At 40.6% G+C, this 21,001-nt stretch carries 21 protein-coding genes; 2 read left to right on the forward strand and 19 right to left on the reverse strand.

Features of this window, described 5'->3' with window-relative positions; all coding sequences use genetic code 11:
- Positions 1–71 precede the first annotated feature (71 nt).
- From NFR29_RS07290 to NFR29_RS07330, 9 genes are all read right to left on the reverse strand, one after another.
- Positions 72–2,975 carry an insulinase family protein gene (locus NFR29_RS07290; protein WP_251425021.1) on the reverse strand — a complete coding sequence of 968 codons (2,904 nt, stop codon included), beginning with the start codon at positions 2,973–2,975 and terminating at the stop codon, positions 72–74.
- 279 nt (positions 2,976–3,254) lie between these two features.
- Positions 3,255–3,572, reverse strand: a complete 318-nt coding sequence (locus NFR29_RS07295) for a hypothetical protein (RefSeq protein WP_251425024.1) — start codon at positions 3,570–3,572, stop codon at positions 3,255–3,257.
- A gap of 8 nt (positions 3,573–3,580) precedes the next feature.
- Entirely contained in the window at positions 3,581–4,810 is a 1,230-nt protein-coding gene (locus NFR29_RS07300) for an aspartate kinase (protein WP_251425027.1), read from the reverse strand.
- A 182-nt stretch (positions 4,811–4,992) separates the two neighbouring features.
- Entirely contained in the window at positions 4,993–5,382 is a 390-nt protein-coding gene (locus NFR29_RS07305) for a class II SORL domain-containing protein (RefSeq protein WP_251425031.1), read from the reverse strand.
- Between the two features lie 113 nt (positions 5,383–5,495).
- Complete coding sequence (gene cobO / locus NFR29_RS07310) at positions 5,496–6,038, reverse strand: cob(I)yrinic acid a,c-diamide adenosyltransferase (protein ID WP_251425034.1); 543 nt, start codon at positions 6,036–6,038, stop codon at positions 5,496–5,498.
- 20 nt (positions 6,039–6,058) lie between these two features.
- Positions 6,059–7,435 carry a cobyrinic acid a,c-diamide synthase CobB gene (locus NFR29_RS07315; RefSeq protein WP_251425037.1) on the reverse strand — a complete coding sequence of 459 codons (1,377 nt, stop codon included), beginning with the start codon at positions 7,433–7,435 and terminating at the stop codon, positions 6,059–6,061.
- Between the two features lie 80 nt (positions 7,436–7,515).
- Positions 7,516–8,223 carry a precorrin-2 C(20)-methyltransferase gene (gene cobI / locus NFR29_RS07320; protein WP_251425039.1) on the reverse strand — a complete coding sequence of 236 codons (708 nt, stop codon included), beginning with the start codon at positions 8,221–8,223 and terminating at the stop codon, positions 7,516–7,518.
- 218 nt (positions 8,224–8,441) lie between these two features.
- Positions 8,442–9,296, reverse strand: a complete 855-nt coding sequence (locus NFR29_RS07325; RefSeq protein ID WP_251425042.1) for a sirohydrochlorin cobaltochelatase — start codon at positions 9,294–9,296, stop codon at positions 8,442–8,444.
- A 130-nt stretch (positions 9,297–9,426) separates the two neighbouring features.
- On the reverse strand, positions 9,427–10,308 hold the full coding sequence (locus NFR29_RS07330) for a sirohydrochlorin cobaltochelatase (RefSeq protein WP_251425045.1): 882 nt from the start codon (positions 10,306–10,308) through the stop codon (positions 9,427–9,429).
- A gap of 287 nt (positions 10,309–10,595) precedes the next feature.
- Between NFR29_RS07330 and NFR29_RS07335 the strand changes: the two genes are divergently transcribed.
- Both NFR29_RS07335 and NFR29_RS07340 read left to right on the forward strand, forming a co-directional pair.
- The gene (locus NFR29_RS07335) at positions 10,596–11,591 is read left to right on the forward strand and encodes a sirohydrochlorin cobaltochelatase (RefSeq protein WP_251425048.1); all 996 of its coding nucleotides are present in this window, start codon (positions 10,596–10,598) and stop codon (positions 11,589–11,591) included.
- Between the two features lie 38 nt (positions 11,592–11,629).
- Positions 11,630–12,571 (forward strand): ABC transporter substrate-binding protein, encoded by a 942-nt coding sequence (locus NFR29_RS07340; RefSeq protein WP_251425051.1) that lies wholly within the window; start codon positions 11,630–11,632, stop codon positions 12,569–12,571.
- 116 nt (positions 12,572–12,687) lie between these two features.
- Here the strand turns inward: NFR29_RS07340 and NFR29_RS07345 are convergent, their stop codons facing one another.
- The 10 genes from NFR29_RS07345 to cbiD are packed head-to-tail and all read right to left on the reverse strand — an operon-like array spanning position 12,688 to position 20,937.
- The gene (locus NFR29_RS07345) at positions 12,688–13,530 is read right to left on the reverse strand and encodes an ABC transporter ATP-binding protein (RefSeq protein ID WP_251425054.1); all 843 of its coding nucleotides are present in this window, start codon (positions 13,528–13,530) and stop codon (positions 12,688–12,690) included.
- Positions 13,530–14,525 (reverse strand): FecCD family ABC transporter permease, encoded by a 996-nt coding sequence (locus NFR29_RS07350; RefSeq protein ID WP_251425057.1) that lies wholly within the window; start codon positions 14,523–14,525, stop codon positions 13,530–13,532. Before NFR29_RS07350 ends, NFR29_RS07345 begins: the two co-directional genes overlap by 1 nt.
- Positions 14,509–15,186 carry a precorrin-8X methylmutase gene (locus tag NFR29_RS07355; RefSeq protein ID WP_251425060.1) on the reverse strand — a complete coding sequence of 226 codons (678 nt, stop codon included), beginning with the start codon at positions 15,184–15,186 and terminating at the stop codon, positions 14,509–14,511. Before NFR29_RS07355 ends, NFR29_RS07350 begins: the two co-directional genes overlap by 17 nt.
- A complete protein-coding gene (cobK, locus tag NFR29_RS07360; RefSeq protein WP_251425062.1) occupies positions 15,173–15,961 on the reverse strand; it encodes a precorrin-6A reductase in 789 nt (262 codons plus the stop codon). The genes NFR29_RS07355 and cobK overlap by 14 nt, the downstream gene beginning before the upstream one ends.
- On the reverse strand, positions 15,958–16,647 hold the full coding sequence (gene cobJ / locus NFR29_RS07365; protein WP_338146908.1) for a precorrin-3B C(17)-methyltransferase: 690 nt from the start codon (positions 16,645–16,647) through the stop codon (positions 15,958–15,960). Before cobJ ends, cobK begins: the two co-directional genes overlap by 4 nt.
- A gap of 29 nt (positions 16,648–16,676) precedes the next feature.
- Complete coding sequence (locus NFR29_RS07370) at positions 16,677–17,870, reverse strand: cobalt-precorrin 5A hydrolase (RefSeq protein ID WP_251425069.1); 1,194 nt, start codon at positions 17,868–17,870, stop codon at positions 16,677–16,679.
- Positions 17,870–18,631, reverse strand: a complete 762-nt coding sequence (gene cobM / locus NFR29_RS07375; RefSeq protein ID WP_251425072.1) for a precorrin-4 C(11)-methyltransferase — start codon at positions 18,629–18,631, stop codon at positions 17,870–17,872. The genes NFR29_RS07370 and cobM overlap by 1 nt, the downstream gene beginning before the upstream one ends.
- Complete coding sequence (cbiT, locus tag NFR29_RS07380; RefSeq protein WP_251425075.1) at positions 18,624–19,220, reverse strand: precorrin-6Y C5,15-methyltransferase (decarboxylating) subunit CbiT; 597 nt, start codon at positions 19,218–19,220, stop codon at positions 18,624–18,626. The genes cobM and cbiT overlap by 8 nt, the downstream gene beginning before the upstream one ends.
- On the reverse strand, positions 19,217–19,843 hold the full coding sequence (cbiE, locus tag NFR29_RS07385; protein ID WP_251425078.1) for a precorrin-6y C5,15-methyltransferase (decarboxylating) subunit CbiE: 627 nt from the start codon (positions 19,841–19,843) through the stop codon (positions 19,217–19,219). Before cbiE ends, cbiT begins: the two co-directional genes overlap by 4 nt.
- Positions 19,819–20,937 (reverse strand): cobalt-precorrin-5B (C(1))-methyltransferase CbiD, encoded by a 1,119-nt coding sequence (cbiD, locus tag NFR29_RS07390; protein ID WP_251425082.1) that lies wholly within the window; start codon positions 20,935–20,937, stop codon positions 19,819–19,821. The genes cbiE and cbiD overlap by 25 nt, the downstream gene beginning before the upstream one ends.
- Positions 20,938–21,001 lie beyond the last annotated feature (64 nt).

Consider the following 21,001-nt stretch of genomic DNA (forward strand, 5'->3'; position numbering starts at 1 on the left):
CAACTGATAATGTAATAGTAATGAAATCATCTATACCAAGATGATATGACAATAATTCTCTAATGACTATATTATCCCAAAGAAACAATGTTGTCGAATAGACCAGAGTCTTTGATTTTGCTTTCATTACCCATGGAGCAAATATTGTTATCCTGTAATACCGCTTCTACTACATCTGCAAGGGCTGCAATATCTTCTGGTTGACAGGCAATCACTTGTTTGCGGAATTCGATTTTATCATCTAAATTTACACCGCTAAAATAGATTCCCATAGCGCGAGGACCTCGCAAAGATGGTGTCATCGGCAAATCTAAACCACTCATAGTACCGATAATATATTTGCGCATTTCTCGGTCAGACAATGTAAAGTTACGCAAATACTCTGGTAACTCTTTATATACATTATACGTCTCTACAAGATTTGGATCTCGATAACTGCAGAAAATCATATTGCCATCATCAAAGAAATTAGCAAAGGCCCCATAAGCACCGCCTTGTACACGAATGCGAATCCAAAGGTATTCATAACGTAAAATCGTTTCCAATACACTCATTGGACCTACATGTTTAAATCCATGATCGATGAAATTACCACCTTGTGCTACATACTGCACTTTACCAGCTGTAGCAATCCCGTCATTAGTGCTGCCTTTCGTTAAGTCTAATACATTGCGTGGTAATTCTTCTGTATTCCATTTAGCCAGTGCTGGTGTTACTAAATCAGTAAAGGAATTGAGTTCTCCTTCTTCTCCAACAAACATAATATCTACATTATTAGCGCGGAAAATTTTGCGGCTCACTTCTTTTAACTTATCAGGTAATAGTGGCAATGCTGCTGGGTTATTCGCTAGTTCACTAATTTTTTGATAGAACCCTAAATTGCCATCATCTCGGAATTTACCAACTTTAGACACTTTTGCAAGAACACGTTGACTCACGATAGTATTGCCTCGGCGGAAGGCTTCATTATCCCAAATGACTTTACTTTCTTGTACTAATTCAGTCAAACGGCTTACATCGCTAAAATCTGCAGCTTGAACGACTTCGTCCATAATGCGGCATAAATCAGGCAATTTAGAATGCAAGGATTTACTGCGCACAATCATAAGCGGTGCAAATTCATCGCGTTTGCCGTCTTTTGCAATCGCCGTAATATCGGCACTAAGACCACCGAGATTTAAATTAATATCTTTTGCCAAATCTGCGTAAGGACGAGTTGTATCAACACGACCAATAATATTACTAATAATATCGGCGTAGAATAGTTCATCTTCAGTGAGGCAATCAAGTCCAAAATAGTACGCTACATAGTTAATGCCTTTTGTAAAAGTCGGCACAAAATGAAGTTTTGCTGCTCCAATCGTACTTTCACGACGCTCTACAGCCTCAATATTTGGATTAAGATCGCTTAATTCTAAAAGAGGAATCGATGCCAATGCTTCTTCGCTATCTGGCATTTCTTGACGCTCTTTAAGCCGTTTCGTTTGCTCTACAATAGCTTCCAATTCTTCTTGGGACATAGAGGCTTTAATAGCAGCTAACTTAGCTTTTTCTTCGGCTTCTTTTTTCTCTTGTAATCCTTGTTCTGGATACATAGAGACAATTGCTTTATGGTGGTTTTCTAAAATAAAATGACGGATTAAGTCTTCAAAATACGTCGTTTTAAGACCATTTCGAATATTCACTAAGCACTCTTCATAGTGCAACAATTCTAATGGATCATTACCATATAACCAGTTGTCCATCATGCGAATGACATAGGCAAGGCCAATAGGACGACCGCCAAAATCATTTTCCCGAAGAGCAAACTCAATGCTATTCAAAGACGCTTCTAAAAGCTCTTTATCGATACCTTCTTCACAAAGTTTCGCCAATGTAGATTCTACGATGGATTGTAATTCCATTTGTTTTTCCATAGTAGAGCCAGAAGCATGGACAGCCCACATGGGTTGACGAATACTATCTAAATAGTAACCGCTTACATCAGAACCGATACCTGCTTTCACCAACGCTTGTTTCAATGGCGCTGCTGGAGACGTCAACAAAGCGTGAGTCAATACTTCAAAAGCTAAGCTTTGTTCTGGCGTTACCTCTGGTAGCACATAAGATAAAGCGTGCAATGTACGATTATCTAAGCTTTCATCAGAACCAACGCCATATGGATACGATACGACTTTACCTTCTTTAAAAGGCTCTTGTAACGTCACTTCTGTATCTACATCAATAGCATCAAAATGGCTCAAATATTCATCATTGATAAAGCGTAATTGCTCTTCAATATCCATAGCGCCATACAAGAAAATATAACTATTTGATGGATGGTAATGAACGCGATAGAATTCTTGGAATCCTTCATAAGTCAATTCAGGAATGACATCAGGATTACCTCCAGAATCGACCCCATACGTCGTATTTGGGAATAATTCATGCATCAATTCACGTTCGAGAACGGAATCAGGAGACGAATACACGCCTTTCATTTCATTAAATACGACCCCTTTGTAAGTCAATTCATCCTCTACATTGTCAAGCTCATAGTGCCAGCCTTCCTGCATGAGAATTTCTGGATCATTAGCAGCGCGTGGATATAGAACGGCATCTAAATAGACATCCATTAAATTGCGGAAATCTTTATCATTTTTACTAGCCACAGGATACATCGTTTTGTCAGGATATGTCATGGCATTTAAAAATGTGTTGAGAGAACCTTTAACAAGCTCTACAAAAGGCTCTTTCAAAGGAAATTTGCGAGAACCGCACAATACGGAGTGTTCCATAATATGTGCTACACCAGTACTATCTTTTGGTGTCGTTCTAAAGGCAATGTTAAATACTTTATTTGAATCTGGTGAATCTATATAAATAAGACGGGCACCGGATTTTTCATGTTTCATTTCATAAGCAGTGCCATTGATTTCATCAATTCGCTCTACTCGATGTAGTCTAAAACCAGAATAGATTTTATTTAATTCCATTTCGTCCCTTCTTTCTTATTAAATGACACTGCACAACTTACTATATACATAAGTTTAATGCTAGTGTTTATTTTTAATTATATCATATTGAATATTTTAAATCTAATTTATAAGAATATATATAGAAATAATACTGAATACATAACTCAGTTATATTCTTATAAATCGATGATGTTATCATCTCAATTTATAAACAAAAAAGAACACCCCCTCATGTGTCTCCTATTCTGCTATCATTAGCAGTCAAAATACACATGTACGGAAGGTGCTCTTTCTAAATTATTTTTCTTGTTTAACTTGCCACTTTTGATTACGTCGACTCGTCAATAAACCCTCTAAGACGACTTCAAAATGGGCAAAGCTCATCGTATACGGTTCATACATATCAGGTATAACTTTATAAGAGATGGTCACTTCAGACGTATCATAATCATAAAAAATACCATGTAAATTACTGACCGTTGTATACCCTGTTTGGGCTTGCTCTAATGTAGGGATAGGCTGGTTTTTAAGATTTGTCAATAAATCTCCAATAAAACCTTCTTTACGGCCTTGATCATTGAGCATTTCATCCATAAAGGTACGTAGACTATCCATAAATTAGATTAACCTCGTTCGTTTAATAACAACCCATTGTGAATTACACGAACAGCATCTTTCACGCGGTCTTCTGAAACTAAGCAAGAAATACTGATTTCAGAAGTACTGATGATTTCAATATTAATGCCTTCTTTGCTGAGAATATCAAACATTTGAGCCGCTACACCAGGTTGACCTAACATACCAGCACCGATGATAGATACTTTCGCCATTTTTTCATCAATATTAACCGCTTCAATATCAATGGATTGTTGCAATTGACCTAATACTTCGCGAGTCAATACAACATCGTCCATAGCTACTGTGAAAATAAGGTCAGTTTTAGGCTCCCCTTTAGCGCGAATGGATTGAACGATCATATCAACGTCAACGTTTTTCTCTGCTAACGCTTTAAATACTGTTGCTGCAATACCTGGTTTATTTTCAACCCCTACAAGGGCTACTTTTGCTGTATTCGTATCATCTGCTACGCCTGTAATGACATGTTTATTTGCTTCCACTGTGTAATCCTCCCGAATAATAGTGCCCGTGTTGTCGCTGAAAGTAGAACGTACGTGAATTGGCACGCCATAACGGAACCCCATTTCAACAGCACGCGGTTGCATAACACCAGCACCGAGTCTCGCCATTTCTAACATTTCACCATACGTTACTTCTTCTAATTTGAAAGCTTCCTTCGCTACGCGAGGGTCAGTAGAATATACACCTTCTACGTCTGTGAAGATTTCGCACACATCAGCTTTCATAGCGCCTGCTAAGGCAACTGCTGTCGTATCGGAACCACCACGGCCCAATGTTACCATATCACCGTATTCAGTAATACCTTGGAAACCAGCTACGACTACTACATTTCCGTCTTCTAAGGCTTGGAATACACGATTCGGATCTACACCTAAAATACGACCTTTATTAAAATTATCACTACTTGTAATCCCTGCTTGGTCGCCAGTTAAAGAAATCGATTTTTGACCACGTTCATTAAAAGCCATTGCCATTAATGCAATCGTTACTTGTTCACCAGTAGACAACAAGCGGTCCATTTCGCGACCATATGGCTTAGACGTTACTTGTTTTGCTAAATCTACTAGATCATCTGTTGTATCCCCCATCGCAGATACAACTATGACCACTCGATCGTCTTCTTTCTTTTCACGAAGGACGCGATCGACGATATTAAATATTTTTTCTGGAGTAGCAACAGAACTACCACCAAATTTCTTAACGATTAAGGCCACAATAATCCCTCATTTTCACCACAATAAACTAAAAAATAATCTGCATATACTTTACCATAAAATAAACAGCACTGTAAAGGGATATAGCGGTGAACATCCAGTTAAGAAAAACAAAATTCCATTTGTAAAAGACAAATTTACAAGAAAAAAAGCCAACCCTAAGGCTGGCTTTATATCGTTCATTATTGAACAGTGATTTCTTTTTCAGATTCCCACAAGCCGTGGATATTGCAAAGAGATACAGCAATCAATTTGCCAGATTTTTTCAAGGACACTGCCAATGTACCTTCGGAGATAGCATGTGCAGGGCCTTCGTTAGCTGTAGCACCATCGCCATGGATATTGAAGTTTACAGCGCCGATTTCGTAAGGCAATTGAGTACCTTCTGCTACGAAGTACAATTTAATCCAATCAATGTGATGTTCTACAGTGTTTGGATGTGCAATATCTTTACCTACGGACAAAGTAACGTGGAATGTTTCACCTGCTTTTACAGTGTCTACAGTTTCAATAACTGGAACGTGTTTTTCACTAGCGAAGTCGCCAGATTTAATGTAATCATGAATAGCCATAGTTAACCTCCTGGTTAAAATCATATATACCTATGTATGTTAAAAACATATTTTCTAACTATATTATACATTTTCGATATAGTTTGCGCAAGGTGTTTTCGAAACTTTTAGATTTAAAATTCAATCCCTTTCGCTGCCTTAATGCCCTTCTCATAAGCATGCTTCACTACATTCATTTCCGTCACTGTATCTGCCATATCGATAATTTCAGGCTTAGCGTATCGACCCGTCAATATAAGATGAAGTCGCTCTGGCTTATGGGCGAGCATATGGACTACATCGTGGACACTAATCAAATCATAGTGAATAGCATTATTAATTTCGTCCATAACGATGAGATCCCATTTGTCAGAATTGACTTCCTCGAGTAATGTATGCCATCCTTCCTGGGCAGCCGCTTTATGCCTATCAAATTCTTCAGGAGACACTTCATCTTTTTTATAATAAATAAAACCTTTTCCCATGGACCGAATTGTAACTGCTTCCCCTAATGCTTCTAAGCCTTTGAGTTCTCCATAACCATGACCGCTTTTAATAAACTGTAACACCAATACCTTTAACCCTTGACCTACAGCACGCAACACAACGCCTAAGGCAGCGGTAGTTTTTCCTTTTCCATTTCCCGTATTGACGAGAATCAGTCCTCGTTCACTCATAGTATTCTTTCCTCTTATGTTTAACGTTGTCTCTCATAAGAGGCACAACGATTCACAAAGTGTTGAGCCCCTTCGATAGATCCGGCAAAATTCAAATGTAAATACGATGCCAACACATTATCCGATGCATAACCACCATCATAGGATTGAGGAGTACGGCCTCCTTCTAAATGGAACGCCCAAGGGAAGTCTTTTACTGTTGGTTCCATAGTAGAGAAATGAAACTCATGGCCCCGTAAAACTGTCCCCGTATCACCTAACAGAGTTTCACGATGAGCCGTAGCGGTCACATAGCCTACCTTTTGCAAGGACTGTTGCATAATACAATTAGCAGGAACGATACCTACAGTTTCGTAATCCTTGCCTTCAAAGTCGCGGATATGTTCACATAAATACATAAGTCCGCCGCACTCTGCGTAAATAGGCATACCCATTTTATTAGCGACGCCAATAGAGTCTCTCATCGTCTTGTTCTGGCTCAGTTGTTCCAAAAACATTTCTGGGAATCCACCTCCGAACACTAAGCCATCCACATCGGGGATTGCTTTGTCTCGTAAAGGACTAAAATAGACTAATTCAGCACCAGCTTTTTCTAAGGCATGTAAACTAGCAGGATAGTAAAAAGAAAACGCTTCATCATAAGCAACGCCGATTTTAGCAATTTTTTCAGTGGATTCTATATCTTCTTCCAATGGCAATGTAAGAGGTTGTGCACTTATCGCCAGCTCTAATAATCCTTGTAAATCCACCATAGATTCTACAGCAGCTTGAATAGTTGCAATAGACTTTGTAGGGTCTACTTCTGTAACAGGCGTCAAACCTAAGTGACGTTCAGGAGAATGCATGCGATCGTCTCGGCGGATAGCACCAAGCACAGGTACACCGATTTTTGCCATTCCTTCTCGAACCATTCGTTCATGATTATCAGAACCTAGTCGATTTAAAATAACACCTCTGAAATCGACGTCTTTATCATACTCTCTAAAACCAAGCGCAATGGCAGCTGCACTTTCACCCATCGCCTTGCAGTCAATAACGAGGACTACAGGGGCACCTAATTGTTTCGCCACTTCTGCAGTGCTACTCACGCCTTCTCGACCTCCATCATAAAGGCCCATAACACCTTCAATGATTGCCAAATCAGCTCCTTCTGCAGTAGATGCAAAAAATGATGGCATCGTACTAGGTGGTACGAGCCAAGTATCTAAATTATAACTATCGCGGCCAGAGGCAATTTTATGAAAGCCCGGATCAATATAATCCGGGCCGACTTTAAAAGATTGCACCTCATGACCACTTGCGCGATATGCTGCAAGAAGACCTGCAACAATTGTGGTCTTCCCCACACCAGAATTAGTGCCACCAATGACAACGCGTGGAATAGGTATAGTATTCATATATAATCTCCATTTAGGGTGTACTGTGTTACGCTAGAGAATCCTTATGTATAGCTTAACAATCTTTATATTGTTCTTCATTACCGATCTTTACGTTTTGCTAAAATCGTAGATAGATAATTTAATTTCGTATCTTTTGGAATCGTATCTAATCCTCTAAATACTTGTTCATCAGGTAAGCCAACGCGACTAATCATAACTGCATCATCTGCCATATTATGTTTCATCAACGTTTCTTGTACTTCGTCGAAGTTTTTATACACTTTCATAATAACCGCATCATCAGCCACAGCCAAAACAGCATCGATTTTTTCTTTTGGTGCTGTAGCAGGAACGATAGCTAGTACTTCTTCTTTTTCTACAATCGGATAGCCCAAATGAGAACCAATAGCGCAGAAGGCAGTAATACCAGGAATCGTTTCAATATCGAAGCCGCTATTTTCGATGAGGCGATATACATACATATAAGTACTGTAGAACATTGGATCTCCTAAAGTAAGGAACACAACGTTTTTACCTGCTTCTAAATAAGATAGAATGATTTGTTTCGCTTCATTCCAACCTTCTTGTTGTGTCGATTCATCGAGAACCATAGGAAACACAACAGGTACGATTTCTGTATGGTCTTGAATATAAGGACGGGCAATATCTAGTGCCACGGATCCGTCTTTCTTTTCTGTTTTAGGAGTAATAATGATATCTGCTTCTCCTACAATACGTGCTGCTTTCACAGTCATTAATTCTGGGTCTCCTGGGCCTACGCCGATGCCGTATAATTTACCTTTCATGGTCATACTCCTATCTACGCGTACGTATTACAGTTTCATCAATACATACGTAATTATCTATACATACGATACAAACATCTCTATTATACCAAACTAACGGTCTTTTATACACTATATACAAAAGGATTTATTATAAATCTTCTTTTCTAATCTTTATAAACTCTGCAATAGTTCGATATGATAGAATTATTCTTTAGTCTATTCAAAAGATAATAGATCTATTTAATATTAGGAATGGCTGGACGCTCATGGCTCCGTTTGCCATATATATCGTCGATGCAGTCTTGCAGGTGTTGGCAGAAAATAGCTTGAACTGACTCGTATTCACCGAGTGCTTTATGAACGCCCTCTACTGTATAGCCAGCGTCTTGCAATACATTCACTACACTGTCCTCTTCATCACCGAGCAAATCATTTTGCGCATGGTCGCCCAATACTAATAATAAAGGATGTACGTAAATCGTATTTGGTTTCTTCCCATCAAACCATTCCCATGGAAGAGCTACGTCTTCCACAAAAGGAGCATTTTCTAGCGTAGCTACTCGTATATGACCTAAGCCATTCCGAATTAATTGATACTGTAAATGACCATAACTAGAATTGCCAGAACTTAATCCACCATGACCAACGAAGAGCATACCATCACTTTCTTTAACCCCTAATGGTTTGATAAATTCATCGATAAAGATTTGGTAATCATTAGGATGTTCGTCTTGACCCATATAGTATACTAGTGGGCGACCTACACGGAGCACTTCTAGCTTATGGGCTACTTCGTGTTCTAAAATATTGCGCTTCAATTTATCAAACTCTTCTCCACCAGTGAAGTGAAGGGTTTGGACATACACATGTGTGTAACCATCTGCTACTAATGATTCTAAAGCACCCGCTTCGGTTGGATAATCGAGGCCTCGATCGCGCAATCGTTTCACGACGATACGAGAAGAAAAGGCTAAGCGAACTTCATAATCTGCAAACTGTTCTTTAATGCGAGCCACAACAGGTTCAATATGTTTCTCTCGAGCTATATCTACAGTAGACCCAAAGGCTACTACTAAAATGGCTTGTTTCATATAAAACTCCTTCTATTAATACATGATTATTCTTATCATACCATAGAGATTAACCAATGAGGATACCTCTATAGGTATATAAACACAAAAAACGTACCCTCTGTATTAGATTAGAAGGTACGTCCTATTATTAAGAAATCATTTTACTAATCCCTACGCGAACTGCTGCAGGAGCTGGCTTTATGGAGTCTTGTGGAGATACTCGTTTTCTCTCTGCCATACGGATAGCTTGGCTTAAATGTTTCAAGAATAAATCTTGAATATATGGGTTTTCCCCTAAGCCTTCGTTCCAAATCCTCACATTATAGCCCTCTTCCACTAGCAGTGTATAAATGGAATCGGAGCGGTCTCCACCGAGATAATCCATTAAGTGTGTGGATCCAATCAAAGCAAGCGGTACTACGATAACATCTTTGTGGCCCATGTGCTCCACTAATGTAAGGGCTTGTTTAAATGTGGGGAAGCCATTGGTAGTGAATACAACCACATTCGGTGTAGAACCATAAATAGCTTTCAATTGTAATGTAGAATATTCCAATTGATTTTGACCATTAGCCATTAAAAGGATAGATTTATTCAATGCTTTTGTATTTAAATGGCGGAGGATGCCATCTAAAGTAGCTTCGTAATCGTCAGAATAATTTTTTACCCCTAATGATGTGAGCAATGGTTTGCCAATATTAATATGAGTAAAGTTATAGTCATTGCTATGTAAATATTTCAACGCTTGTTTACGCATTTGTTGATAACATTGATCGGCCACTAATGTAATCGGCTGAATGTATACTTCGGTAATACCTAGCTTTTGGAATTCTTTCATAACCTCCGCTAAAGAAGATACTGGCTCATCGTATTTGCCATTCCACTTCTCTACTAATGCATCAGATAAAAATACGCGGCGCACTTCAAAACCTTTGTACAATTCCCGCACTTTTCTTTCAATAACGGAAATCGACGTATCTACTGCTTCTTTATAAATTGATCCAAAGGATGCAATGATTATACCTTTCATAAGTGACCTCCATGGCGTCTCATACGCAAGACCTCATATACAGTACGTATCGCCTTCTATAAATGAAAATTATTATCAAATACTAGTTGTAATAATCATACATGACCCATTTGTATAAGTCAATGAGAAATATTATCATATTTGCATGAAATACCAATATTTCTATACACCTACGGGTATAGGGTTTATTGACATACCTATGCCCCTTTGCTAGGATGAATTTATATACAGATATATTTACATCTGTAGCTATCAATTTTCTCTGTAGATTATATGAGGTGATCCCTATGTACAGCGTAAAAAAATCATTAGCCCTATCTGCTACATTAGCTTGTCTATTCTGCGTAGGTGCTCCTACAGTGAGCGATGCGGCCTTCCAATTGAGCGAAGACGTTAAAAATCCTACGCAAGCTTTGAAAGAAGCCTCTACTATTGGCGTTCGTAGTCATCATACAGCAGCGTTGCAACAATTAGAGAATAAAGATGCTATCGTAGTCATGAGCTTTGGTACAACCTTCAAAGAGACTCGCAAAAAAACAATTGACGCCACTGTAAAAGCTATCCAAGCAGCCCATCCCAATACAAAAGTAGTAACAGCTTTCACAAGTCATATTATTCGTGATCGCATCCAAGAAAATGAAGGCATTACCTATCCTACGCCAGAAGAAGCGCTAGAGCAATTGAAAGCAGATGGTTATACGCGCGTAGCCCTCACTACATTGAACATCATTCCTGGTATGGAATACAATTATAATGTAGGCGTATATAATCTATATAAAAACGAATTTAAAGCTATGTCTCTTGGCACACCATTGATGTACTGGATGGGCCAAGAAGGGCAAACTGATGAAGTGATGGAAACGGTGAAAGCCCTTTCCTCTCAATTCCCTAACCAAAGCAAGGACCACGCCATCCTCGTAATGGCTCACGGTACACCAGATCCATCCAATGCGTACTACGCTGTCATTCAAGACCGCATTGATGCAGCTGGTTTGAACAATGTTTTTATCTACACTGTAGAGGGCACACCAAACTTTGAAGATGTATTAGGTCAATTAAAAGCAAAAGGCATCAAAGAAGTAACATTAATGCCATTTATGATGGTAGCCGGCGATCATGCTACTAATGATATGGCTGGTGACGAAGAAGATTCCCATAAATCGATGCTCATGGCGGAAGGCTTCAAAGTCAACACATATTTACGCGGTCTCGGTGAAAATGAGCAAATTCGTCAAATCTTTGTAGAACGTGCTAATGAAGCATGGGATGCATTGCAAAAATAATGTACTACCTAAGCAATAAATAGTAATAAGGAGTTATTGTGAAAAAAGGATATATAACGTCACTTCTATTAGTCTTAATCCTCATTATTGTAGCAGGATGTACTAAATCCATATCCACCTCTTCATCAACAACAAAAGATATTACCTTTGATGGTGCAACCTATACAGTGCCGAAGGATCCACAACGCATAGCTGTACTCTCTAATTCGCTGTTAGCTATGCTCTACGCAGTCGATGGAACGGCTATAAGCCGAGTTACTACAAACGACACCTTGCCAGAAGCAATGGAATCACTCCCCTCTTTAGGACATACCACCAATATTAATATGGAAGAGCTGATTGGCTTACAACCAGATGTAGTGTTAGGCCTTGAAAATCAACACAAAAAATATGAGCCACAACTGCAATCTAGCAAAATTCCAAACATATTTATCACCTATGATGGCATCAACGACAATGTACCGTTACTCACATTTTTAGGTTCTCTCACAAACCACGAAGACAAAGCTAAAGACGTAGTAGCTACATATAAAAGAAAAGTGCAAACTGTAAAAGATGCCGTTGCTAATCAGAAACCAGCTCGTGTAGCCGTTTTACGAGCGACCGGTAAAGGTGTAACGGCAGAAACAGAAAATGCCATCACTGCTTCTATGATAAAAGAATTAGGTATGACTAATGTAGTCACTGCTCATTTGACGGATACTACAACAGATAAAACAATTCCTTATTCCCTTGAGACATTAGCAGCGGATGATCCAGACATTATTTTTATCGTTACTATGGGCAAAGAAGAAGAAATTACAAGAGCTATGAAACAAGCTATGACAGATAATCCTGCGTGGAGTCATTTGCAAGCGGTCACTAACAATCGCGTCGTCTATTTACCGTCTAAACTCTTCTTGCTCAATCCAGGATTACAAACGCCAGAAGCGATGGCTCGATTAGTAAAAGAGACGTACAACATAGATGTCGCATTGTAATGACTCATCATCTAGTTAATGAAACAATGTAGTATTACTTAACGCGATGTGAGATATGCTAAAGAATAAAAATAACCGATACCCTAAGGGTATCGGTTATTTTTATATTCTAATGATTATAGTAAACCCGTAATCTTTACATATCCTTTTTTGTCTGACACGTCTACAGAGCCATGAACTCGGAAGACGTCTTGTAATAAATCTTCTGTCATGACATCTTGCGGATAACCACTTGTAATAAGACGGCCATCTTGCAAAACAGCCATATAATCAGAATATTGCAAGGCTTGTGTCAAATCGTGAAGCACCATAAGAACCGTTAGCCCTTCTTCTTCGTTGAGCCTCTTCAATAATTCCATAATCTCCAACTGATGATTAATATCTAAATATGTAGTAGGCTCGTCTAGGACAAGTAATTTTGGTTCTTGCGCAAGAGCCATCGCAATCCATACACGCTGCCGTTCACCGCCTGACAAAGATGGAATTAATTGGTCTCGTAAATGGTTCGTCTTCGTAATATCTAAGACACGATCTACCACGGTTCTATCTTCTTCAGCCGTATTTTGCCACCATCGTTGGTACGGATAACGGCCACAGTAAACTAATTCCTCTACAGTCATGTCTTTCGGTATATCTGGAGACTGAGGTAAAAAGGCCATCACCTTAGCTAAATCATCAGCTTTATATCTGTTTAAGGATTTATCAAAAATAGATATATTATCTCTACCATGTGCCCAAATATGACCAATCATAGTCCGCAATAATGTACTTTTACCACATCCATTAGGACCAATAAGAGTAGTAATCTTTCCTTTCGGAATAGCTAAGGAAATGTCGTGAAGAATTTGACGTTCCCCTAAAGTAATCGATACATGTTTCACTGTTACAGCAGGGCTTTCAGAAATAGTAGAACGATTCTCGCTACTATGCGTTAAGGGCGACGAATTATGTTGATCCATTATCCATCCCTCCTTAACAAGTATAAAAAGAATGGCGCCCCAAAGAAAGCCATAATGATACCTACTGGAATTTCGATAGGACTCATCGCTACCCGACCAACTGTATCGCTAATGACGAGTACAAAGGCACCTAACAAAGCTGAGCCAGGCAATAAATACGCATAATCATTTCCAATAATGAGACGCAAAATGTGAGGAATAACGAGCCCAACAAAACCGATGAGTCCAGCAATACTAACAGCACCAGCAGCTAACAAAGCAGCTACGGCAGTCATACTAAAACGCGTTTGTTCCACGTTAAGACCTAGCCCTTTTGCCGTTTCATCGCCAAGGCTGAGGATGGTAAGACGTTTCGCCCCCAAGCAAGCTAATGCGAGCCCTACCATCGCATAGGGGAAAAGCACTTCTACTTGTGGCCAACTACGCGCTGCCAAGCCTCCTACCATCCACAAGAGAGCGCCTTGCACACGATCCCCAAAGAAGACGAGAAGAGCCGAAATACCTGAACCTAGAAAAGCGGATACAGCGACACCAGCTAAAATAATGCGACTCGGTCGAATGCCATTTTTCCAGGCCAACGCATACACCATAAGGGCCGCTCCCATAGCTCCTAAAAAGGCGACCATAGGCACTAAATAGTCGTATCCTGGAAAGAGGATTAAAATGATAACTCCCATTAAACCAGCCCCTGAAGAAACGCCGACAATTTGAGGATCTGCAAGAGGATTTTTCATAACTGCCTGCAAAATAGCCCCTGATACGGCAAGACACGCCCCTACTAAAGCAGCTACAATATTACGAGGCAGTCTAATATTCCATATGATTTGTGCCCCTGCATCAGTCAGTTCATCACTCCACAAGGTATGCCAAATATCAACTAACGATACCGAGGTAGAACCAAAGACAAGAGATATAATCATACTCCCTAACAAGAGGGCACATAAGATGATAAGAACAGAAAAACGATATACCTTTCTATTACTTACTTGTTTCATTAGAAGATTTACCTTCTACAAATAGCATATCATTGCGTTTTACATCAGTGTAAAGCAATGCGTTACAAACAGATGCAGCAATTGGGCTGCCCCCTTTATTGCCTTTTACAGTAATATAAGGTACTGGCGATACTTCCATTAAATAATCTTTTGATTCTGCTGCCCCCACGAAACCTACTGGAATACCGATGATCAAAGCTGGTTTGATACCTTCTTCAAAAGCGAGGCGCAATACTTCATATAAAGCTGTTGGCGCATTGCCGATAGCTACGATTTGTCCTTCCAATTGTTTGCCGAAGGTGCGCATCGCTGCAATAGAACGAGTGATGCCTTCTTCTTTAGCCATTTTTGCTACATTTTCATCTTTAATTAAGCAATGGACTTCATTGCCACGAATGGCTAAGGCTGGCTTACTAATGCCAGTGCGCACCATTTCCACATCAGTATAGATATGAGCCCCTGCATCTAAAGCTTCAATACCTTTCTGTACAGCCTCTGGACTCATGCGCACTAATTGAGCATATTCAACGTCCCCAGAAGCGTGAATAGTACGAGATACAACGCGTACTTCATCATCTGTAAGACCTAAATCTTTTACGTAATCATAAATGATTTCCATACTTTTATCTTCAATGGCTTTCGGATTTTTAATGTAATCCATTTGTTTCCTCCCATAATGCAAAAAATTCGTCATTCGACGAAACCATAGGGCCTGCAATAGATACCCGTGGTCGATCGATAACAACAATATGAATACCTAAATCCATAGCAGCTTGTAATTTAGTATCAGCGCCGCCTACGAGGCCAGAGTTTTTCATCACCACAACGCTAGCATCTGTATCTTTAAACATAATGCGATTCATATCGTAAGAAAAAGGGCCCTGTACGGCGACAATACGCTTTGGACTGATTTTAAGGTCTTCCATCATAGTCAACACTTCAGCAGTAGGTAAGATGCGAGTCCATACATCACAATCTTGCAAAGCCTCTGCACGAGCAAAGATATGCATGGTCTTACTCCCCGTTGTGAGATATACATGACCATTCTGTTCTTTTGCCAGTTGACCTGCCAAAATTGCTGCTTCTACTTCATCAGCTACAATATGCAATTTATCATAGGCTGGCAAAGGCACTTCCTTCCGTTCAAAACGAACGAAAGGAATCTCCATAGCTTGTGCTACTTCTTGCGCTGTAGCAGTGACGACAGCCGCATAAGGATGACTAGCATCAATCAAAGCTCGTACATCATACTCTTGCACTAAGTCTTTCATAGCCTCTGCATCAAGGCGCCCTGTATGGACAGTAATCCCTTCATGAGCAGCTAGCTGTGCACCATATTGACTAACAACAGTAACGAGAACTTCTTCACCAGTTCGTTCTTGAATATCTACAGCTAAGGTACGTCCATCAAGGGTGCCTGCAATGACCCAAATCATAGTTTGTAACCGCGTGGTGTAATCATGCGACCATTTTCTACATACGTTTGGCTATTTCCGATGATTACTAATGTTTGCATGTCTACTTCTTCTTTTGTAAAATTTTCTAAATCAGAAATTATCATATGCTGACCTGGGCGCCCCGCCTTTTGCACAATGCCTACTGGCGTTTTAGGGTCCCTGTATTTCAATACAATGTCTCTCACTTCATCAAGGTGTGTAACACGTTTTTTACTTCTTGGGTTATATAAAGAAATAACCATATCCCCTTGGGCACAGAAATCAGCTCTCTTTTTAATAAGATCCCATGGCGTCATCAAATCGCTTAAAGAAATGACGGCAAAATCGTGCATCAATGGTGCGCCCAATACAGCAGCCGCCACATTAACAGCACTTAAGCCAGGGATGATATCTACTTGTGGTCTCTGTTCTGCAGGCACTTTGTTGGCCAACTCCAACACGAGACCAGCCATGCCATAAATGCCAGAATCACCGGAAGATACGACAACCACTTTATGACCTTCTACCGCGAGGTCAACGGCTTTTTGACACCGCTCAACTTCTTGCATCATAGCCGTTCCTACTGTTTCTTTACCATCAATGAGATCTTTAATCAAATCAAGATATGTCAAATATCCTACTACACGATCCGCGTCGAGAATGGCTTCACGAGCTTGCGGCGTCATAAACTCTTCGTCGCCAGGGCCAATGCCGATTACTTTGATGTAACCTGCGCTATGGCGATTGTTGTTTTGGGATACACTGTTTTCTCCTGTATTAATGTGTGGCTCTTGGCCGCTAGTAACGCTGTTGTTTCGCATACGTTTCCTACTCCTATAGTTCCTTTTACAAATGTAGATTCTTTTAAATGATATGTTTCAATGACCTGAGCCAATTCTTCTTGTTCAAAAAATACGATAGGCCAACCTAATTCTTGGACAGCCCCTAACAATCCTACTTCATCTGATTTAACTACCACTGACGCAGCCGTTAATACACTTTTAGGTGAAAGTTTCCATCGGTCCAAAGATTGTATAATGGCATCTAAAATCAACTCTTTCGGCGTGTCTCGGCGACAACCGATACCCACAGTATATGTTTTAGGACGTAATATGAGCTGATTTGGCGCTGTAGCAATAACTGTATCGGTTACGACCACACGAGGGGCTTCATTATCAATAGCGTTAGAACTATTAAAAGTTCGCACATCACTATATCCCCCTACATGGTCTTTTCCAGATGCTACCAGTCGCTCCCAATGAGGCAAACTATCATCGATGTAATACGTAACCCTTTCACCAGCTACGATAGCGGCATTCACAGCAATGAGCGTTTGAAAATCATCCACTACAAAGCCTTCTTTACGGGCCCACACATCAGGCGCTGGCAAGCCGTTCACATCGGTAGCTGTCGTAATCACTGGGTCAGAATCAATGGCTAAGGCGATAGTTTGGGTCCATTCATTGGCCCCCCCTAAGTGACCGGATAATAAGCTAATCGTATGGTAACCAGCTTCGTCCATAACAACGATGGCTGGATCTTTCGATTTATGTTCAATATAAGGGGCAATCATGCGTACTACAATGCCTATAGCCATAATGAAGAGCACTTGGTCATACTCTCGCATGATACGTTCTATATGAGGCTTAAGAGATTCAAAATACATCGCCTCTCCACCTGATTGACGACCTATTTTTTCATAGCACTCACCATGAGGCACTACTAAGGCTTTTACGCGTTGCCCCAATCGAGCTCCCTTGGTAGACACAGAAATAATAGCTGTTCTTACCGATGTTGGCTCAGCCTCCCTAGCGGTTTCAATGCTATTGGCAATACTAGTATCTATAACTTTATTATGATCAGTACTACCATTATCTATCGTTTGATACATAGTACGGCTATCCATCATTAGTCCTTCGCGCTACGATACATGTGCGCAAATCCTTTATCATATAGTTTAGATAGTTCATATTCACTATCTAATACATGGCTTACGACAATCATAGCTTGTCGCAACACACCTTCTTTAGCCACCATATCAGCAATGGTTTCCAAGGTGCCACGAATAATGCGTTGATCCGGCCAAGATGCTTTCACAACGATAGCTACTGGCGTCGTTTTGTCGTAACCACCTTCAATAAGCTCTTCTACCACCTTATCAAGCATTTGTACGCTAAGGAAAATACACATCGTCGCTTCATGTGCAGCGAGCATGCGCAATTTTTCTTTTGGCGGCATCGGTGTACGCCCTTCCATACGAGTGATAATTACCGTTTGCGATACATTCGGCAATGTATATTCTTGTTTCAACGCCGCTGCTGTAGCGAGGAAGGAACTAACGCCAGGCACTACATCATAAGTAATGCCCATTGTATCTAGAGCATCCATTTGTTCTTGAATGGCGCCGTAAATCGCAGGGTCCCCTGTATGAAGGCGAACTACCGACTTACCTTCTTCAACAGCTTTCTTCATTACTGCCAATACTTCATCTAAATTCATAGTGGCACTATTGTGAATTTCACATCCTGCTTTACAAGCTTCCAAAATAGCAGGATTCACTAAAGAACCAGCATAAATAACTACGTCTGCTTCTTCCACAAGACGATAGCCTTTACGCGTAATCAACTCTGGATCACCAGGACCGGCTCCTACAATATGTACATTAACCATGCTGCTCTCCTTCTTCTAATTTCGTTGCTGCTACGATAAAAATAGGACTCAATGGATCTAACAAATGATAGGGGCCCGCTTTGCGATACCGACTGATAGACATTTGATAGCCATCATAACTAAAAGGGCGACCTTTTAATTCTTTCAAAATTGTGTATCCCGTTTCCATCGTAACTGCTGTTACAACGAGGCGACCTCCCACTTTCAAGAGACGCTGCGCTTCGTCAACAATAGCCCCCATACCACCGGCGCTACCACCAATGATGACAGCATCGAGAGGCGGCAAGTCCTCCATCCCTTCTGGAGCCTTCGATTTAATGACAGTCATATTCGACACATTGAATTTCTCCATATTTTGATAGATCAATTCAATGCCTTTATCAAAGCGTTCAATGGCGTATACATGGCCCTTCGGAGCGCCTAATGCAGCTTCGATTGATATAGACCCTGTACCAGCCCCTACATCGAGGACTACACTGTCTTCATCGATGCGAGCTTCGTTCATAACAGCTTTTCTGATTTCGCATTTCGTCATCGGCACGTCGCCGCGAATAAATTCGTCATCAGGAATACCAAAAAAATGTCTCATCCTAATACCACCATCACAGAATGACCAAATCCGTCCAACTCTGTTAAGACCGCTAACGTAGAGTCTACGATGCGTTCATCATCATAGCTTAATCGTTCCAACGCAGCCGCTCGAGTGTCCTTAGGCCATCCTGCTTCTATTAAAATACTCGCAATACGAGCTGGATTATAGTCAGGATCTGTTAAAAATCCCATTTTCTTTCCCTCTTTATAAATGAGTTGTTCCGGCTCTGGTTGGCGGCCGTGAAAGCTCATCAAATCCGCATCATGCCATACTTCGCCGAGGCGCGCAAAAGCAAAAGTCATAGAACTAATGCCTGCAATGACTTCGATGGGATAAGTAGGAAATTTCTTTTTCAAATAAGGCAATAAACTGTAGTAACCAGTATCACCGCTAACCATAACGACTACATCATGCTCTGCTAATTCAGCTTCAATTTGATCTGCTAACAAACTCAATTTACCCGTTATGGCATAAGTCTTTTGATGCGGTTCTTGGAAATCTTCCAGAGCTCGTTCACTCCCCACCAATACAGTAGCTTGGCGAATAATATCCAATCCCTTTGGCACTACATACTCTGGATTACCTGGTCCAATGCCTACGATATATAAGGTATGCGCCATGTTTCCCGTTCTCCTATGTCTTTAGCATTCTCGTCAATTGCTAGAATATCGCCTTGTAAGGTCGTAATAATAATGCCCACTTGTGCTTCCTTGGCAATGTATCGTTCACTGCGAAGCGCCGCTCGATCCACAATGCGTTGGTATACACCAGTCAATCCTTCTCTCTCTAAAATAGGGAACGTAGATTCTGTCGTTTGACACTGAAATAGCTCTTCACAAACGGCTTGGCTAGCCCCTTCAAGGGCCGCATAGGCCACAATAGTTTCCATACGACCATCACTCATACGATTATGAGTGTGAAAGCTTCCATTAGCGAGTTTCACTAATTTACCAATATGGCCAATAATCAAAATCTGCTTAAAGCCAATCCGTACAGCTTGTTCCAACATAAAACCAATGAAATTACTCGTTTCTGCCATCTGGTTTTTATGAATGCCTAATACTTGCTCAGCCAATTCTTGACCGATGCGGCCAGGAACTAAAACAGCGGTCTCAATGCCGTTTGCTTTCATTACTTCCAATTGAGGCACTAAGGAGTTCTTAAACCCCTCTTCACTCATAGGTTTCACAATGCCTGTAGTGCCGATGATAGAAATGCCACCTTCAATACCTAATGTGTGATTTAACGTTTTCTTTGCCAAGTCTAAGCCGTTAGGTACAGTAACAGTAACATCTACACCTTCTCCTTTGACACAGAATTCTTCGAAAACAATTTGCATCATTTTTCTTGGTCCCGGATTGATAGCCGGCTCCCCTACAGGCAATGCCAAGCCTGGTTTCGTCACCGTCCCCACACCATGACCAGCATGGAAAGACAGAGTCCCCGAATCCGTCAGCACTACCGTTGTAACTACAGCATTACCATGCGTCACATCAGGGTCATCACCGCCATCTTTGACCACCGTCACCTGTGCCTCTACATCAGATATACGAATCACCTCTTTGATAGGCACTTCAATATATTGGCCTTGTGGATTTTCAATAATGACCGTATCGACTATGTTCTGCTCCAAAAGAGCTAAGAGACCTGCTTTCACACCTGCCGTAGCACAAGAACCGGTAGTATATCCACCTTTCATGTCCTCTACATTCATAGGGCCTCCTATACCAATAGGGTTAGCGATAATTATCATCTGCCTAACCCTATTTTATAATCCT

Source organism: Veillonella agrestimuris, from assembly GCF_943193065.1.
Classification (GTDB): Bacteria; Bacillota; Negativicutes; order Veillonellales; family Veillonellaceae; genus Veillonella; species Veillonella agrestimuris.

Bases quoted from the DNA above. Each gene is read 5' to 3' on its own strand.
- NFR29_RS07290 (WP_251425021.1), bottom strand. From the start codon at position 2,975: ATGGAATTAAATAAAATCTATTCTGGTTTTAGACTACATCGAGTAGAG.
- NFR29_RS07295 (WP_251425024.1), bottom strand. From the start codon at position 3,572: ATGGATAGTCTACGTACCTTTATGGATGAAATGCTCAATGATCAAGGC.
- NFR29_RS07305 (WP_251425031.1), bottom strand. From the start codon at position 5,382: ATGGCTATTCATGATTACATTAAATCTGGCGACTTCGCTAGTGAAAAA.
- cobO (WP_251425034.1), bottom strand. From the start codon at position 6,038: ATGAGTGAACGAGGACTGATTCTCGTCAATACGGGAAATGGAAAAGGA.
- NFR29_RS07315 (WP_251425037.1), bottom strand. From the start codon at position 7,435: ATGAATACTATACCTATTCCACGCGTTGTCATTGGTGGCACTAATTCT.
- cobI (WP_251425039.1), bottom strand. From the start codon at position 8,223: ATGAAAGGTAAATTATACGGCATCGGCGTAGGCCCAGGAGACCCAGAA.
- NFR29_RS07325 (WP_251425042.1), bottom strand. From the start codon at position 9,296: ATGAAACAAGCCATTTTAGTAGTAGCCTTTGGGTCTACTGTAGATATA.
- NFR29_RS07330 (WP_251425045.1), bottom strand. From the start codon at position 10,308: ATGAAAGGTATAATCATTGCATCCTTTGGATCAATTTATAAAGAAGCA.
- NFR29_RS07335 (WP_251425048.1), top strand. From the start codon at position 10,596: ATGTACAGCGTAAAAAAATCATTAGCCCTATCTGCTACATTAGCTTGT.
- NFR29_RS07345 (WP_251425054.1), bottom strand. From the start codon at position 13,530: ATGGATCAACATAATTCGTCGCCCTTAACGCATAGTAGCGAGAATCGT.
- NFR29_RS07350 (WP_251425057.1), bottom strand. From the start codon at position 14,525: ATGAAACAAGTAAGTAATAGAAAGGTATATCGTTTTTCTGTTCTTATC.
- NFR29_RS07355 (WP_251425060.1), bottom strand. From the start codon at position 15,186: ATGGATTACATTAAAAATCCGAAAGCCATTGAAGATAAAAGTATGGAA.
- cobK (WP_251425062.1), bottom strand. From the start codon at position 15,961: ATGATTTGGGTCATTGCAGGCACCCTTGATGGACGTACCTTAGCTGTA.
- cobJ (WP_338146908.1), bottom strand. From the start codon at position 16,647: ATGACGCCGCAAGCTCGTGAAGCCATTCTCGACGCGGATCGTGTAGTA.
- NFR29_RS07370 (WP_251425069.1), bottom strand. From the start codon at position 17,870: ATGATGGATAGCCGTACTATGTATCAAACGATAGATAATGGTAGTACT.
- cobM (WP_251425072.1), bottom strand. From the start codon at position 18,631: ATGGTTAATGTACATATTGTAGGAGCCGGTCCTGGTGATCCAGAGTTG.
- cbiT (WP_251425075.1), bottom strand. From the start codon at position 19,220: ATGAGACATTTTTTTGGTATTCCTGATGACGAATTTATTCGCGGCGAC.
- cbiE (WP_251425078.1), bottom strand. From the start codon at position 19,843: ATGGCGCATACCTTATATATCGTAGGCATTGGACCAGGTAATCCAGAG.
- cbiD (WP_251425082.1), bottom strand. From the start codon at position 20,937: ATGAATGTAGAGGACATGAAAGGTGGATATACTACCGGTTCTTGTGCT.